The following is a 15,053-nucleotide window of genomic DNA, read 5'->3' as shown; positions in this document are numbered from 1 at the left end:
CCTCTTATTGTAAATCCTTCATCGGAACGGCGTCCATATCCGCGTACGCTTTGTTGTCTCCGGCCATGCCCCAAATAAACGTATAGTTGCTCGTTCCCACACCGCTATGAATCGACCAGCTCGGAGAAATGACGGCCTGCTCGTTCCGCATGACAATATGGCGCGTTTCGTTCGGCTCACCCATCAGATGGAAGACAACCGCATCTCCGGGGAGATCGAAGTACATGTAAGCTTCCATCCGGCGGGGATGAACGTGCGCAGGCATCGTATTCCACATATTGCCGGTTTTGAGCTGTGTCATGCCCATGACCAACTGTGAGCTTTGAATGCCGTTCTCATGGATGAAACGGTGGATCGTCCGCTCGTTGGAGTTTTCAATGGAGCCCAGCGCTCCGGATTCCGCTTCGACGAGGGTTGTTTTCGCGGTAGGGAACGACTTGTGGGCCGGTGCCGAATTCAAGTAAAACTTGGCCGGATTTGCGGCGTCTTTGCTTTTAAAGATGACCTCCTTGGTCCCCATCCCGATATAGAGACAGTCCTTGTGCTCCAGTTCATAGGCGGTGCCGTCCACGACAATCACGCCGGGTCCGCCGACATTAATGGCCCCGAGTTCCCGGCGCTCCAGGAAATAGGCCACCCCCAGCTCTTTGAGATCTACTTCAAGCTTCACATCCTTTTGCACAGGGGCCGCTCCGCCAATAATCAGGCGATCCTCATGCGTCAGCACGAGCTCCAGACGGTCCGGCGTAAACAAGGTCGGGATATGAAACTCCTGGCGCAGCCGCGCTGTGTCGAACTGTTTGACTTCATTGGGGTGGGAGGCGTAACGTCTTTCCATAAAAACACTCCTCTTTTCGTTTATTTAGGTTTATAATGTTCATATAGGTTTACATTAAATCTTTTGGGTTCATTTTGCAAGCGGTTAACCCAAAATAGAATGAGGTGATGCTCGTTCAAAGAGAGAACTACATAAGTTGAACCAATTAATTAGCAATAGGCAAGAGTGTGAAATGATTGGGGAGTAGCTTTCTGTAAGAAAGCTGTTTCGGAAGCATAGGCTGAGCGAGCCTCTTTGACCGGATTCGGAAGAACATTTCACACCACGGCTGCCTTACACGCAAATCAATAGTTTCAACTTATTATAGAAGGAATTTGAACTGAACAGACATGGACAAATTTTCAACGAACAGTAGAAAACAAGCTTTAGCCGACAGCATAACCATGATAGGATAATGAGTAAGAAAAGGCTTTCATGCCATTTTGGGACGGGTAGATTCTTTAACTAATCTGAAGGGAAGAGGGAAAACGAATATGAAAAAGCTGCAGCTTACCCAAAAAATCGCCGAGGAGGGTGTCGTGGCCGTACTGCGCGGCGAGACGCCGGAGCAAGTGGTGGAGATGGCCGAGCAGGCGATTGCCGGCGGGATTAAGGTCATTGAGGTGACGATGACCGTTCCGTTTGCGCTGCGGGCGATCGAAACGCTGGCCCGCAAATATGCCTGGAACGCAAAGGATCCTTCGGCGTTTGCGATTATCGGTGTCGGCACGGTGCTGGATCCGGAAACCGCGCGCGCCGCCATCCTGAGCGGGGCCGAGTTTGTCGTCGGGCCGAGTCTGAACCGGGAGACCGTTATGCTCTGCAACCGGTACCGGATTCCGGTGATGCCCGGGGCGATGACGATCAAGGAGATCCAGGAGGCGCTGGAGCTGGGCGTGGACATCGTCAAGCTGTTCCCGGGCAACCTGTACGAACCGTCGATGATCAAGGCGATCAAGGGCCCGCTTCCGCAGGCGAACATCATGCCGACCGGCGGCGTGTCCCTGGACAATCTGGGGCAATGGATTCAGGCGGGCGCCGTGGCGGTCGGCATCGGCTCGGATTTGACGAGCGAGGCCTTGAAGCAGCAGGACTTCTCGCTGATCGCCAATAAGGCGGCCGCCTACAAGGAAGCGTTTCTCCGGGCCAAGGCCCGGTAAGAGGGAAGCAGGCGGGGTCCTCCGTGGACTCCGCCTTTTTTTGATGGATTCCCTCTAGCCGAATATGACGGGAAGATGCGAAATTAGGCGGCCGTGTTGACGAGCCTGGATTCGGTAAGTCGGATGAGTCGGGGAGTCGGGTGAGTTGATAAAGTCGGCGAGTTGATGAGTCGGAAATTCGGATTAGCTGGAAAAGTTCCCGTTAATCTGACGCGGGGCGAACGCGGTACGTGAATAACTGGAAAATCTCCAGTTATTTTGAGCGTAAGAGGCCGATTTGCGCCGATGGGCCGGGATTAACTGGAACAATTCCAGGTAATGGGGCGAATAGCGAGGAGAGCTTCAAAATAACGGGAGAAAATCCCGTTAGTTATTGCAGCCAAAGGCATAGAAGCGGAAAAGCCGCTGATCTGTTCAGCGGCTACGGGTTTATCTATGTGTTGCACGCTCCCCGCTAGTCCAGCGTATACGGCGCGAGTCCGGCCGGCAGTGCCGCGGGCCGCTCGCATCGGCTCTGCATCGCGTAGTAGCTGCCCGTGTCGGACGAGGCGTGGAACGCCCACATCGCCTCCAGCACATGGTAGGCCAGCTCCCCGCTGGCCCGGTGCGGCCGCCCCCGCAGCAGGGCGCCGGCCATATCGGCCGGGCCGATGCCGCGGCTGTTGGCCTCGTAGCCGGGCAGCAGCGGCTGCTCCGTCCACGCTTCCTCGCCGGTGCGCCGGTATTTCACCGGCCCGCCGAAGGTGTTCGGGTCCGGCACCAGTAGGGTGCCTTCGGTCCCGTGAATCTCGATCGGCGGAAGCGTGCTGCCGCCGAAAATATCAAAGCTCGTGATCAGGCTCGCGATCGCCCCGCTATGAAATTCCAGCGTGCCGGCCACATGCGTCGGCACCTCGACGGCGACCCGGGCCCCGCGCTTCTTCTCGCTCGTGATGATCCGCTCGGGCAGCGCCTTGCCGGTAATGCCGGCGACACGGCGGATCGGCCCGAGCAGCTGGACGAGCGCGGTCAGGTAGTAGGGCCCCATGTCGAACATGGGCCCGCCGCCCGGGGCGTAGTAAAATTCCGGGTCGGGATGCCAGTGCTCATGGCCGCGGCTCATCATAAACGCTGTGGCCGATACCGTGCGCCCGATCGCGCCCTCTTCAATCAGGGCCAGCGCGGTCTGAATGCCGGCGCCGAAAAACGTCTCCGGCGCGCATCCCACCATCAGGCCCCGCGCCTTGGCGGCCTCGAGCACCCGCCGCCCGTCTTCCAGCGAAATGGCGAGCGGCTTCTCGACGTAAACATGCTTGCCCGCTTCCAGCGCCCTCAGGCTGACTTCGGCGTGCACGGCCGGGATCGTCAGGTTCAGCACGAGCCGGATGTCCGGATCGGCCAGCAGTTCCTCGGGCGTGCACGCCCGGGGAATGCCGTAAGCGGCGGCTTGCTCCCGGGCGCGTTCCGGATTTAAATCCGCGCAGGCGACCAGATCGAGAACGCTGAATTTTTGGCAGTTTTCCATATAAATGCCGCTGATTTTGCCGCAGCCGATAATTCCGATTTTGATCTTGTCCATGTTGCGGTTCGTCTCCATGTTCATCCTCAATTTCTCCTCCCTATGCCCGATACTGGCTGTCGCCCATCCCGGTGTAGCTTGAGCCGGTGCCTCGGCTTTGGGAAAGGGCCAGGTTCTTGCCCTCGGCCGCCCACAGCAGTCCCCGGGTCATCAGTTCTTTTACGGGGGGGAGTTCGACGATGTCGGCATGGTGGCCCAGCGAGTTGTAATAGACGCGCCCGTGCCCCCAACGCTTGGTCCATACGACGGGCATGTCGACCGCTTTGTTGAAACGGTGCGGTCCGTCCGCCACGGGAAACCGGGTTGTCGCCAGCACCTCGACGGCGGGGTCTACGTGAAGATAGTATTGTTCCGTCCGGACGAGGAAGTCGTCCATGCCGTCCACCAGCGGGCTGGAGCTCTGCTTGATCTCCACTTTGTACTCGACCCCGTCGTTTCCGGGATGCGCCACCCATTGGCCGCCGGTCATAAACTGCCAGTCCACGTTGCTGCGGAAGGAATCGCCCATCCCGCCATGGCAGCCGGCGAGCCCGGTCCCGGCCTGGACGGCGGCGGACACGTTGTTCACCAGTTGCTGGGCGATGTCTCCCATCGTCCATACCGGGACGATTAAATCCAGCCCTAGCAGTTTCTCGGCATCGGCGTAAGCCTCCAGCGTATCCGAGACCTCCACCTCGAACCGGTGTTCCCGCAGGATGCCGGCAAAAATCGCCGCCACTTGCTCCGGCTCATGACCGTCCCAGCCGCCCCATACAATCAGCGCTTTTTTCATGTTTATCCCTCGTCTCCTTAAAACCGGATCCAACCGGTCCTCTGATTGGTTTCTACATTTCCGCAAGGCCGACCCAGCGGCGTTCGAGAACCGAACGCTCCACCGCTTCCAGCACCGCCTGGCACCGCACACCGTCCCGGAAGTTCGGTACCGGGTTGCGCCCTTCGGAAATCGCCTGGGTGAGCTCCAGCACTTCATGGATGAAGGTGTGTTCAAAGCCGATCGTATGGCCCGGGGGCCACCAGGCCTCGGCGTATGGATGCGCCGGATCGGTAGCCAGCACGCGCCGGAAGCCCTGCACGTCCTCCTCGTCGGAGGTAAAATAAACCTCCAGCTCGTTCATCCGTTCAAAATCAAACCTCACGCTGCCCAGGCTTCCGTTAATTTCAAACGCGTTCGTGCTGCGGTGTCCGGCCGCAAACCGCGTCGCCTCGAAGCTTCCCAGCGCCCCGTTCTCGAAACGGGCCAGAAACAGCGTGGCGTCGTCCACGGTGACCGGGCCTTTCGGCGCATCTTTCCCTTTGGCGCCTTTGGCGCTGAGCCCGGTCATTTCTTCGGCCAGCGGCCGCTCCTTGATGAAGGTTTCACTCATCCCGATCACTTCGCGAATATCGCCGACCAGGTAGTGAGCGAGGTCGATCAGGTGCGCCCCGAGGTCGCCGTGGGAGCCGGAACCCGCGATCTCCTTCTGCAGCCGCCATACGAGCGGGAAGTCCGGATCGAGAATCCAGTCCTGAAGAAACCAGGCCCGGAAATGATAAATTTTCCCGAGCCGGCCGCTTTCGAGTAGCTTCTTGGCCAGCTGGACCGCGGGAGAGAACCGGTAGTTGAAGCCGACCATGTGGAGAACCCCGGATTCCTCGGCGGCCTCCAGTATCTCGCGGGCGTCCCCCAGTGTAAGCGCTAACGGTTTTTCGCAAAAAATATGCTTCCCGGCCCGGGCGGCAGCCAGCGCGATTTCCTTATGCGCGTTGCTAGGGGCGTTGATGTCGATCAAATCGATATCGTCCCGAACGACCAGCTCCTTCCAGTCGGTGACATAAGCCTGCCAGCCCATTTGATCCGCCGCTTCGGCCACGGCCTTGCCGTCTCTTCCGCACAGGACGGCCATTTCGGGTTTTACCGCTTGGGGGAAAAACATCGGGAGGGAACGATAGGCATTGCTGTGGGCTTTTCCCATAAACTTGTAACCGATCATACCTATGCGCAACTGATTCATAGAATTCCTCCATCACGGATGATTTGGCTATTTCAAAATCAATCTTCAGGCTACCCCTATTATAAAAAAACTGAGCGGCGAATCTCTCGCCACTTTATGCTCCCAAACTGGTCAAAAATTGCACTCAGGCACTGTTCATTTCGTCTCCTTGCGGTATGCGGACGGGGAATGCCCCTGAAATTCCCGGTACACCCTGTTAAAAGTGCGGATGCTGCCGAATCCGCATTCCAGCGCGATTTCGGTGATGCTGGCGGCGCTGTTTTCCAACATTCTTTTGGCGCTGTGCACCCGAATCGTATGGAGAAACGTTTTGAAATTCATGCCGACGTTCTTTTTAAACATACGACAAAAATAAGAGGGACCCATTTGAAAGTGAGCCGAAATCGTCTCGACGGACAAGTCCTCCCGGTAATGGTTCTCGATATAGGAGAGGATCTGTTGAATGCGATCCCGCCCGGGATCGGCCTCATCCTGAGCCGGCGGAACGGAGATGATGTCAAGCTGGCGCAGCAGCGTTCCGCACAGTTCGGCCAAGCTGGCCTGAATGAACAATTCATGGCCGCGCAGGGCGTCTCTTTTTTCGCGTAGGGTCCTCTCCAGCAGTGGATGAATCAGCGGGGCGAGATCATGCTGCTGGCCGCAAATAAACGGGGAGGCAAAGCGGACGCCGGCAGGCCACCCCAATGCTTTGCCGACCATCTCCGGATGAAAAATAGCGATGATAATCACAGAGTTAAGGCCCCTGCTGTCGTAGAAGTGAATATCGTTGCTGCCGATGACGGCCATATCGCCTTGACCGAGAAGCCGGCTTTCCTTATTGACTCCGATCCGGATCTCGCCCGACTCGACATAAACGAATTCCACCTCGGCATGGAAGTGGGGATAAAAATCGAGGTCCGCGGACCGGTGAATGACCATCGGCAGCCCTTGATCCAACTTCCAGTTTTGATAAAAAGAATTCATGGTTCCTCCTTTCCCGCAGCCGCATGCAACGGTTCATTTGTCCACATCATAGCGGGTGGCGATAGAATTGTCTAATTGTGCCTCGGTGCTGCATTGAGTTTAAAAAAGTAGGGGATAAGTTCCCTAATTTTTAGGGTAGGAAGGCGGCCGGCTTTCTTTTATAATAGTAAGGAATTGGAAGCCAAAAGGAAGGGATTGCCACTTGAGTCTGATTGAAACGAAAGGCCTGCGGAAGGTATTCCGGCAGGCGGTGAAAGAACCTGGGTTGGCCGGGGCGGTCAAGCATTTGTTTACCCAGCGCTATCGCGACAAATACGCGGTGGAGGGGATCGATCTGACCATCGAGGAAGGGGAGACCGTCGCCTATGTCGGGCCCAACGGCGCGGGCAAGTCGACGACGATCAAAATGCTTAGCGGCGTGCTGGTACCGTCCGGTGGTGAAATTCGGGTGGACGGGCTTGTCCCCCACAAGCAGCGGATGGAGAACGCTCAGCGGATCGGGGCGGTTTTTGGCCAACGGACCCAGCTGTGGTGGGACATCCCGGTTCGCGAATCGCTCGGGCTGCTCCGGGATATCTATCAGGTGCCGCCGGAAACGTTCAAAAGAAACATGGATGCGTTTGCAGAACTGCTCGGGATGGAGGATTTTCTTCATTTATCCGCCCGCAAGCTGTCGCTCGGTCAGCGGATGAGGGCCGATCTGGCCGCAGCTCTGCTGCATGATCCCAAAATCGTCTATCTGGATGAGCCGACGATCGGCCTTGATGTGGCGGTCAAGCACCGGATTCGGGACTTTATTAAGGAAATGAACCGCAATAAAGGCACAACGATGCTATTGACCACGCATGATCTGGGGGATATTGAGGATTTATGCGAGCGGCTTATCATTATCGACCAAGGCCGGATCATATACGACGGCAAACTGCGGGAAGTTAAGGACGCGTTTGCGCGTGAGCGAACGATACATATGCAGCTGAGTTCACCGATTCCGGAAGCGGAGAGCCTGTTTCGGGATCTTCCCGATGTCCGGGTCGTCCGGCCCGCAGAGGAGCAGAGTCAGGGCACGCTATCCTTATCCATTCGGTTCGACCGCTTCCGCTGTACGGCCAGCGATATCGTCAAGCGGCTAATGAGCCGGGGCGAAGTCGTCGATTTTCGCATCGACGAGCCCAAGCATCGAGGAGATCATCCGCCAAGTTTACGAGGGCCAACTGGATTCCGAGTCCTTATCGCTGGCGGGAAGGGGGAGCGCCTGACCGGTCATGAAAAAATACCTTTCCCTGGCACTCTGTTCCATGCAGAATACGCTCGCTTACCGGCTATCTTTTATATTGAACTTTTTGGCCAATTTTATCGGGCTGATCGCGATGTACTGCCTCTGGCAGGCCATCTATACCGGAAGGGCGGAGCTTTCCGGCTTTACGTGGGAACAGATGCAATCGTACCTGCTGATTACCTTTTTCGTGAACTCCATGCTGTCCTATTATTCGGAATCGAGCATCACCAACAAAATTATCGACGGCAGCGTCATGATGGACCTGCTTCGCCCGATTCAGTTTCAAAAAGCCAGGCTGGCGGAATCCCTTGGCTCCTGTGTCCTGGAAGGGCTGCTGAGCTGCCTGCTCATCGGTTTGGGGGCGGTGTTCACCCTGGGGGTTTCGCTCCCGAGCGATGCGGTGACACTGCTGTTGTTCCTGCTTAGCATGGCTTCATCGATTCTGGTCAAGTTCGGCATCGTCTATTTGTCGGCCTTGCTCTGCTTCTGGACCACCAGCGGCTTCGGCATCTACTGGGCGAGAACGGCGATCACCAATCTGTTGTCCGGGGCGCTTGCGCCGCTGGCGTTCTTCCCTTCCTGGCTGCAATCGGCGGCGATGCTGCTTCCGTTCCAGGGGATTGTCAATACGCCGGTGACGATCGGTCTCGGAATGACGGAGGGAAGCGAGGCGCTGCGACTGATCGGGATCCAGTGGATCTGGATCGTTCTGCTGTGGCTGCTCGGTAAGTGGATGTGGTCCGGGGCCGTCCAGCAAATCACGATTCATGGAGGATAAAATGTCGATCAAAAATTCACCGCGGCGGATTCTTTATTTATACTGGCGTCTTTATAGCCAGCAGTTGAAGGCGATGATGGAGTATTCCGCCGATTTCTACATTATGATCGGAGCCGCCGCCTTGACTCAAATCACCGGCTTCCTGTTTTTGTGGGTGGTTTTTTCCCGGATTCCCGACATTCAGGGCTGGGGGCTTTGGGAGATCGCTTTTATGTACGCGGCGATTTATGTTTCGGAGGGCTTCGGCTCACTGTTTTTTGAAGGCACCTGGCGGATGCTTCGTCTGGTTAACTTGGGGGAGCTGGACCGTTACCTGGTTCGGCCGGTGCCGATCGTTCTGCAGATTTTCTGCACGGGGATCGGGATGAACGGGCTCGGAAATATCGTGATCGGCGGGGCGATCATCGCGATGTCGCTGTCCCATATCGATATCGTGTGGAATCTTCAGACCATCTTTATGGCGCTTCTGCTGTTCGCCTCGGCAATGACGATCCGGGTCGCGATCAACCTGGCCGCGAATTGCTCGGCTTTTTGGATACGGAGCAGCGGCAACGCCTTCCCGGTCATGATTCATAATTTGGGCGAATTCGCCAAATACCCGATTACGATTTTTTCCATGGGGCTGCAGTTGTTCATTTCCATCGTCGTTCCGTTTGCGTTCGTCAGCTTCTTTCCGGCCGCCGCGCTGTTCGGCAGAGAGCCCTGGAGCTGGTGGGGGTGGCTGAGTCCGCTCGTGGCCGCTTATTTCGTCGGCCTGGCTTTGCTGATCTTGCGCATCGGCCTGCGGCGGTATGAGAGCGCCGGAAATTGAGGCTGGGTTTGGTTTCTAGGTTCAATTTCTGTAAGTTGGGAAATCGGCCATCGGGATTTTTGTCTTGGGCAGCCGATCGCGGATTTGTCCGTCGAGAAGTTTAACTAAGGATGGCGGCCGCTTTTTATTTGGGGCTCTAGCCAGTTGAGCTGGCGAAGCGTGCGAAACAAAAAACCACCTGCTATGCGGGTGGTGTAGTGATGCTTATAGCCAAAAACCACCTGATGGGGTCGTTATCATAGGAGTGTTCAAGCTACGATGTATAACGAAAGGAAAAGGGTGGCTTAATGGCTAATGGAAGTGATATGTCACATCCAAAGAGGCGCCTAGTGTGCTTCCAAGCTTCCAACTCCAAAAAGATGAAAATCTGCAGGTATTTAAGCCGATTCCCGAGGGAATGCGAAAAAAGATGCAAATCTGCAGGCATTTCCAGCGATTTTAGAGAAACGAGCCGGTTTCGTCGAAAATTCCTGCAGATTTGCAGGTATTTAGAAATTTTGAGTCCAAACAGGAAAAAAGCATGCAGATATGCAGGGATTTTATGTTATCAAGGTTGTTTGACGGGGTGCTAGTAATAATCGCACCCCTTCATGGGGTAGTCAAAAGCGGCAGCGGTATAGTAGCTTGAACGTAGTGAAAGCTAGCGCCTTTAGACGCGAGCCGGTAATAAAGGCTTATAGCCTTAGAGCAAACCACCCGTTCACACGGGTGGTTTTGATTTTGATCCAATCGTGGTATAGTTTGGGTAGAAGATACGAACAATGCAAAGGGAACCGTGCAGCTAACACGGTTCCGGATGCAATAGCCGCTTTTAAGGGCGGCGGCTTTACGGCTTGACAGTCAGAAATAGACCGCAACCTTTGGATGAGGGCGGTCTATTCGCCTTTTCTATTGCCTATTCATTATACCATAATTGCATCTGCTATGGCATTTTCTGGTGCTCTTTCCGAGTTGTAAATACGCCAGTTTCAGCCTTTCCAAAGCTCGTCGATTTTCACCGGATGTCCCGTTTGCATGGACCGATTGGCGGCGATACCGGTCATAATGGACAGCGCCCCATCGATATGGGAAGCGGACCGATTGAACCGGTCGGGCTCGGCATGGCCGAACAGGTCCCGAAGCAGGAGGGGGTCACCTCCGCCGTGGCCGCCCGCGCCCTGCTCGATGCTTACCCGATAAGGCTCTCCGAAATGAGGATAGACTGTCATCCGGATGCCTCCAAGCGCGCCTTCGTTCTCCTTCTTTCCGCCGGAGTTGACGTAGGACTGTTCCGTAACGCGCACCTCCAGGCGTCCGCGGGTTCCGTTAAACACAACGATAAACCCCTCCCAAGGCATGTAGGCGTTGAGCGAGTAGTTCATGACGGTTTTATTTTTGTATTTCACCATCACGCTCATCGTATCTTCAATGCTGATGTTGTCGCCAAAGACACTTTGGTCCCGCTGGTACCCGTCCTCATGTTCGGCCTCAAGGTACATCCGCTTTAAATGCTCATTCCGGTCCAGGTGAAGGGCGAAGGGATCGCTCTCGGCCGCCGGGCTTCCGTAGGCGCGTTGATAGAATTGCGTGACTCCCCGTTTCTCGGCGTTCTCCTTTCCATAGAACCGCAAATCTCCCATCGCAAAAACCGTATCGGGCTGCGAAGCGAGCCAAAAGTTCATCAAGTCGAAATGGTGGGTCGATTTATGGACGAGCAAGCCTCCGCTATTGCGTTTATCGCGGTGCCATCTGCGGAAATAGTCGGCTCCATGCTCGGTATTCAGCAGCCATTCAAAGTTGACGGACAGCACCTCTCCAATCGCCCCGTCCAGGATCAACTCCCGGATCTTCGTATTATGCGGCGCATACCTGTAATTGAACGTCACCCGTAATTGCCGGCCCGTTCGCCCGATCGCCTCGAAAATATCCCGGCACTTTTCCGCATCGATGGTCATGGGTTTCTCCGTAATCACATCGCAGCCAAGCTCCATCGCGTGGGTGATGTATTTATGGTGGGTCCGGTCAATCGTACATACAAGAACCACGTCCGGTGTCCGCTCCCGGATCATTTTCTCGAAGTATTCCGCTTTATAGGCGGGAACAGGGGGATAACCGTACTTGTCTCTCAACAGTTCGTTCGCATAATTCATTCGCGTTTGGTTGACATCGCAGATGGCGACCAGTTCCGTGGTTTCCTTATAAGTCGTGGCCAGCGCGCTGTAAAAAAATTCCGCCCTTCCGCCAACGCCCACGATCGCGTATCTCTTTTTAACCAAGACGATCCCTCCATTTACATGAACTTGGATCTATCTTATAGTATATAAAATGCAAATTTCTAAACATTTCCTGCTTATTCGGTGAAAAAGTATGCATATATTATCCGATTTGAATGCGGAGGATGACGTATATGGCTCATGCGCCGATTCTGAGTGTTGAAAAAATGAAACGTACCGGGCCGTTTAATATGGACTCCAACCATATGCACGATACCTATGAAATCTATTATTTGTTGGCCGGGGAAAGGTTTTACTACATCCATGACCGGGTATATGCCCTTCAGGCGGGCGACATTGTATTCATTCATAAAAATCAGCTTCATCGGACCACCGGGAAGGGCGAAAACCCGCATGAACGGATTCTGGTCAATTTCGACGATGCCTCTGTTCGGCCCTTTCTGGAGATGGGACTGGGGAGTCTCCCTCTGTTCCGGGGCGAAAGTTATTTGCTGCGGCCGAGCGTCCAGGAACAGGGGAGGATCGCGGACTTGTTGTTTCTGATGCTGCGGGAAGAAAAGGAAGGCCGACTATGGCAAGGTCCGTACCTCCAGACGTTGCTGGCCCAGCTGCTGATTCTGCTCGGCCGGATTCGGGAGGCAAGGACGGAGCCCGTTAAGCCGGAAAATACGGAGCGGCAGCAGCGGGTTTACCGGATCGTGGAGTATTTGAATGGGCACTATGCCGAGCCATTGAAGCTTGAGGACATTGCGGAGCGCTTTTTTATCGGGACCACTTATTTGTGCCGGATTTTCAAGCAGGTTACCGGGTTTACCGTGGTCGAATACTTAACTTACATACGGGTTCGCGAGGCGCAGACTCTATTGGCCCGGACGGATTGGAAGATTACCAGAATCGCAGAGGAAGCGGGCTTTGACAGTATCGCCCATTTTGGGAGGGTATTCAAAAAAATTACCGGCCGCTCCCCCCTGCAGTACCGTAAGCAGAAAAGGGACTGAGCCGGCTGCCGCCTATAGGCTTTGCCTTGGGCCTGGCAGGCTCTCAAGTCGGTTTTTGTTTGCTAGATTCCGCAGGCTTCGCTAGAATGGAATACTAGAGAGGTTGGAGTGGAGGTTGGAAACGATATGTTTGGAAATGATTGGGATGAAGTTTTGCAGGAAGAGACACAGAAATCTTATTTTCAGGAGTTAAGATACGCGTTGGCCAGGGAGTACAAGCTGCATACCGTCTATCCGCCCAAAGAGCTGCTTTTCTCGGCGCTGAAGCTGACGCCTTATGAGCGGACGAGGGTGGTCATCCTTGGGCAGGACCCTTACCATGGACCGGGGCAAGCGCACGGACTCAGCTTCTCGGTCATGCCCGGGGTGCGCATTCCGCCTTCGCTGCAAAATATCTATAAGGAACTGGAATCCGACCTCGGGATCCCGGCTCCGAATCACGGATATCTGCTGCATTGGGCAGAGCAGGGCGTGTTGATGCTGAACGCCGTGCTCACGGTGCGTGAGGGCCAGCCCAATTCGCACAAAGGACTTGGCTGGGAGCGGTTCACGGACGCGATCATGATGAAGCTGAATGAGCGCAATGAACCGCTCGTGTTTATCCTTTGGGGGAGCTATGCCCAGCAGAAAGGTGCCTTTATCGACCGCCGCCGCCATAAAGTCATCCGCTCCCCGCATCCGAGTCCGCTTTCCGCGCACCGCGGTTTTTTGGGCAGCCGGCCGTTCTCGCAGACCAATGAATTTCTCAAGGAGAATGGCCTGGGACCGATCGATTGGACTTTGCCAACCATGTAAAATAGAAAATGGTAAATAGACCGCTGTCTTTGCAGGCAGTCGGTCTATTTGCGTTGCGCCAAGTTCGACTGGGGCGGCAGAGAGCCGATCATCGGGAATGGAATTAACGGGATTTCCTCCCGTTAATTATGCCATAGGGCTGTAGCTCCCCTCCTACCCGTTTACAGCGGCGATCACGACGATCAGCCAGCCCGCCAGGAAACAGAGGCCGCCCAAGGGGGTGATCGCGCCGAGTTTACGGATGCCCGAAATGCTCAGGGCATATAGGCTCCCGGAGAATAATACGATACCGGCCAAAAGGAGCCATCCGGCCCAAATGATCAGGGAAGGGTCGGCGATTTCCCCCGCAAGGATCCCCAACAGCAGCAGCCCCAAACTATGGGCCAAATGATATTGGACACCGGTCTGATAAGTTTTTTGCTTATCCCCTGTCAGCTTGTGCTTCAAGGCATGCGCGCCGAAAGCGCCAAGCGCCACGGCAAGAAACATCATGATTCCGCCGAGTGCGAGCAATGTGTGCATGATCGATCACCTCGCTACTATGTTACTCTACCGCGAGATATAAGGGCAATTGTTATATAAATTGAACTATTGATTTACATGTGTGGCCGCCGTGTGAAATGTTCTTCCGATCGCTGTTGCTCCCGGATTTCTTTAATTAATTTTAAATGGTTGAAATCCAGTCACAAAGGCGAACGCTTCGCTTCTCCAGAATCATTTCACACTCTAGCCTATTGGTAAATCTTAAGTTCAACTTATATAGGGAATTTTTTAATTTTATTTCGTATTGGGAAAATGGCCCAAATTACGGAGAAATGTGTAAAGCAATTGGAATATTATTCCGATATACATAAATAAGTGCTTAGTCGTTGACTTTGGCACGGCATCTACAGCGATTGCTTCCTAGGCTTGTGCACCCCGGGAACGTCGCTGTTTTTTTGTAGCTGGCGGAATTAGGCAAGAGGCTAGGCGAAGTCGGCTTGGCCGAAAAAGAGTACATAGGCGGAAGAGGTGCTTGCATGACCCCATTTATGGATGAACAGTTCCTCAAATTGATTCGGGAGGAGGATCGGCAGGAGCGGGAACAGCTTAGAGAGCATCGGCTTTCCATTCCGGAAGTGACCCAAGCGGTCCGGGCCGGAGAGCTGGAACTTGAAGAGGAAACGCTGGAATTTGCAGAATTGGAGGTGATTCCGGAACGGGTGAGCTTGCGCTTGCCGGCGTCTTTTACCGAAATGCCGGAGGCCTATGCCCGGATCAAATACCCGTCCGACCGGAGGCCCAAGCTGATCTACACCAATGATTCCCTGACGGTGAACGTTACGGTCAACCCCACGGACAATCGGCTGTTTGACGATGAGCTGGAGGTGTATCAGCAGGAACTGCTCAAGATGCTGAAACGCATGCAGCCCAATGCTTCCTGGCTGTCGGACGGGGTGCTGGAACTGGGCGTGGCCAATACGGCGGAAGAATTGCCGCCACCCAAGAAATTGGCCGGTTATTATGAGCTGGTGTCTCCGGCGATGGATGGCAATATCTATAACTTGACTTTTTTTATGGCCTGGGAACAAAAAGGGATCTTCTTCGGGGTGAATTGCATGGAGAAAGAGATGAAGTTATGGCGTCCGATCGCTCACGGCATCATGGCTTCCTTGCAGGTGAGCGGACAGGAAGGCGAAGGGGAGGGCTAAAG

General features: G+C 54.8%; 12 protein-coding genes and 2 pseudogenes. 7 read left to right on the top strand and 7 right to left on the bottom strand.

Going from position 1 to position 15,053, the window contains the following annotated elements; all coding sequences use genetic code 11:
• Positions 1 to 4 precede the first annotated feature (4 nt).
• Complete coding sequence (gene kduI, locus V4U84_RS13615; protein WP_334077313.1) at positions 5 to 838, bottom strand: 5-dehydro-4-deoxy-D-glucuronate isomerase; 834 nt, start codon at positions 836 to 838, stop codon at positions 5 to 7.
• 473 nt (positions 839 to 1,311) lie between these two features.
• Here kduI and V4U84_RS13610 point away from each other — a divergent pair, with 473 nt between their 5' ends.
• Entirely contained in the window at positions 1,312 to 1,977 is a 666-nt protein-coding gene (locus tag V4U84_RS13610) for a bifunctional 2-keto-4-hydroxyglutarate aldolase/2-keto-3-deoxy-6-phosphogluconate aldolase (RefSeq protein WP_334075304.1), read from the top strand.
• Positions 1,978 to 2,431: 454 nt separating this feature from the next.
• Here the strand turns inward: V4U84_RS13610 and V4U84_RS13605 are convergent, their stop codons facing one another.
• The 4 genes and pseudogenes from V4U84_RS13605 to V4U84_RS13590 form a co-directional block, all read right to left on the bottom strand.
• Positions 2,432 to 3,535, bottom strand: coding sequence for a Gfo/Idh/MocA family protein (locus tag V4U84_RS13605; protein WP_334077420.1), 1,104 nt, complete (start codon positions 3,533 to 3,535; stop codon positions 2,432 to 2,434).
• A gap of 40 nt (positions 3,536 to 3,575) precedes the next feature.
• Positions 3,576 to 4,307 carry a ThuA domain-containing protein gene (locus tag V4U84_RS13600; RefSeq protein WP_334077312.1) on the bottom strand — a complete coding sequence of 244 codons (732 nt, stop codon included), beginning with the start codon at positions 4,305 to 4,307 and terminating at the stop codon, positions 3,576 to 3,578.
• A 52-nt stretch (positions 4,308 to 4,359) separates the two neighbouring features.
• Entirely contained in the window at positions 4,360 to 5,526 is a 1,167-nt protein-coding gene (locus V4U84_RS13595; RefSeq protein ID WP_334077311.1) for a Gfo/Idh/MocA family protein, read from the bottom strand.
• A 195-nt stretch (positions 5,527 to 5,721) separates the two neighbouring features.
• Positions 5,722 to 6,444 (bottom strand): annotated as a pseudogene (locus V4U84_RS13590) (helix-turn-helix domain-containing protein); the annotation flags it as partial.
• A 295-nt stretch (positions 6,445 to 6,739) separates the two neighbouring features.
• On the opposite strand from V4U84_RS13590, the pseudogene V4U84_RS13585 reads away from it, so the two are divergent.
• The 3 genes and pseudogenes from V4U84_RS13585 to V4U84_RS13575 all read left to right on the top strand — a co-directional run.
• Positions 6,740 to 7,282 (top strand): annotated as a pseudogene (locus V4U84_RS13585) (ABC transporter ATP-binding protein); the annotation flags it as partial.
• Positions 7,283 to 7,751: 469 nt separating this feature from the next.
• Positions 7,752 to 8,543 (top strand): ABC transporter permease, encoded by a 792-nt coding sequence (locus V4U84_RS13580; RefSeq protein ID WP_334077309.1) that lies wholly within the window; start codon positions 7,752 to 7,754, stop codon positions 8,541 to 8,543.
• A 1-nt stretch (position 8,544) separates the two neighbouring features.
• The gene (locus V4U84_RS13575; protein WP_334075310.1) at positions 8,545 to 9,354 is read left to right on the top strand and encodes an ABC transporter permease; all 810 of its coding nucleotides are present in this window, start codon (positions 8,545 to 8,547) and stop codon (positions 9,352 to 9,354) included.
• A gap of 968 nt (positions 9,355 to 10,322) precedes the next feature.
• Here V4U84_RS13575 and V4U84_RS13570 read toward each other — a convergent pair.
• Positions 10,323 to 11,609, bottom strand: a complete 1,287-nt coding sequence (locus V4U84_RS13570; RefSeq protein ID WP_334076225.1) for a Gfo/Idh/MocA family protein — start codon at positions 11,607 to 11,609, stop codon at positions 10,323 to 10,325.
• A gap of 131 nt (positions 11,610 to 11,740) precedes the next feature.
• Here V4U84_RS13570 and V4U84_RS13565 point away from each other — a divergent pair, with 131 nt between their 5' ends.
• Both V4U84_RS13565 and ung read left to right on the top strand, forming a co-directional pair.
• Complete coding sequence (locus V4U84_RS13565; RefSeq protein ID WP_334077308.1) at positions 11,741 to 12,565, top strand: helix-turn-helix transcriptional regulator; 825 nt, start codon at positions 11,741 to 11,743, stop codon at positions 12,563 to 12,565.
• A gap of 126 nt (positions 12,566 to 12,691) precedes the next feature.
• A complete protein-coding gene (gene ung / locus V4U84_RS13560) occupies positions 12,692 to 13,360 on the top strand; it encodes a uracil-DNA glycosylase (RefSeq protein ID WP_334077307.1) in 669 nt (222 codons plus the stop codon).
• Positions 13,361 to 13,513: 153 nt separating this feature from the next.
• Here the strand turns inward: ung and V4U84_RS13555 are convergent, their stop codons facing one another.
• A complete protein-coding gene (locus tag V4U84_RS13555) occupies positions 13,514 to 13,882 on the bottom strand; it encodes a DUF423 domain-containing protein (protein ID WP_334076228.1) in 369 nt (122 codons plus the stop codon).
• A 497-nt stretch (positions 13,883 to 14,379) separates the two neighbouring features.
• Between V4U84_RS13555 and V4U84_RS13550 the strand changes: the two genes are divergently transcribed.
• Positions 14,380 to 15,051, top strand: coding sequence for a hypothetical protein (locus V4U84_RS13550; protein WP_334077306.1), 672 nt, complete (start codon positions 14,380 to 14,382; stop codon positions 15,049 to 15,051).
• Positions 15,052 to 15,053: the final 2 nt, after the last annotated feature.

It is taken from the genome of Paenibacillus sanfengchensis, from assembly GCF_036864765.1.
Lineage (GTDB): Bacteria > Bacillota > Bacilli > Paenibacillales > Paenibacillaceae > Fontibacillus > Fontibacillus sanfengchensis.
Note: the sequence above shows the minus strand (reverse complement) of the source record. Positions and strands in the feature narration are given on the sequence as shown.

Bases quoted from the DNA above. Each gene is read 5' to 3' on its own strand.
- V4U84_RS13565 (WP_334077308.1), top strand. From the start codon at position 11,741: ATGGCTCATGCGCCGATTCTGAGTGTTGAAAAAATGAAACGTACCGGG.
- V4U84_RS13555 (WP_334076228.1), bottom strand. From the start codon at position 13,882: ATGCACACATTGCTCGCACTCGGCGGAATCATGATGTTTCTTGCCGTG.
- V4U84_RS13600 (WP_334077312.1), bottom strand. From the start codon at position 4,307: ATGAAAAAAGCGCTGATTGTATGGGGCGGCTGGGACGGTCATGAGCCG.
- ung (WP_334077307.1), top strand. From the start codon at position 12,692: ATGTTTGGAAATGATTGGGATGAAGTTTTGCAGGAAGAGACACAGAAA.
- V4U84_RS13610 (WP_334075304.1), top strand. From the start codon at position 1,312: ATGAAAAAGCTGCAGCTTACCCAAAAAATCGCCGAGGAGGGTGTCGTG.
- V4U84_RS13595 (WP_334077311.1), bottom strand. From the start codon at position 5,526: ATGAATCAGTTGCGCATAGGTATGATCGGTTACAAGTTTATGGGAAAA.
- kduI (WP_334077313.1), bottom strand. From the start codon at position 838: ATGGAAAGACGTTACGCCTCCCACCCCAATGAAGTCAAACAGTTCGAC.
- V4U84_RS13605 (WP_334077420.1), bottom strand. From the start codon at position 3,535: ATGGACAAGATCAAAATCGGAATTATCGGCTGCGGCAAAATCAGCGGC.
- V4U84_RS13550 (WP_334077306.1), top strand. From the start codon at position 14,380: ATGACCCCATTTATGGATGAACAGTTCCTCAAATTGATTCGGGAGGAG.
- V4U84_RS13580 (WP_334077309.1), top strand. From the start codon at position 7,752: ATGAAAAAATACCTTTCCCTGGCACTCTGTTCCATGCAGAATACGCTC.
- V4U84_RS13575 (WP_334075310.1), top strand. From the start codon at position 8,545: ATGTCGATCAAAAATTCACCGCGGCGGATTCTTTATTTATACTGGCGT.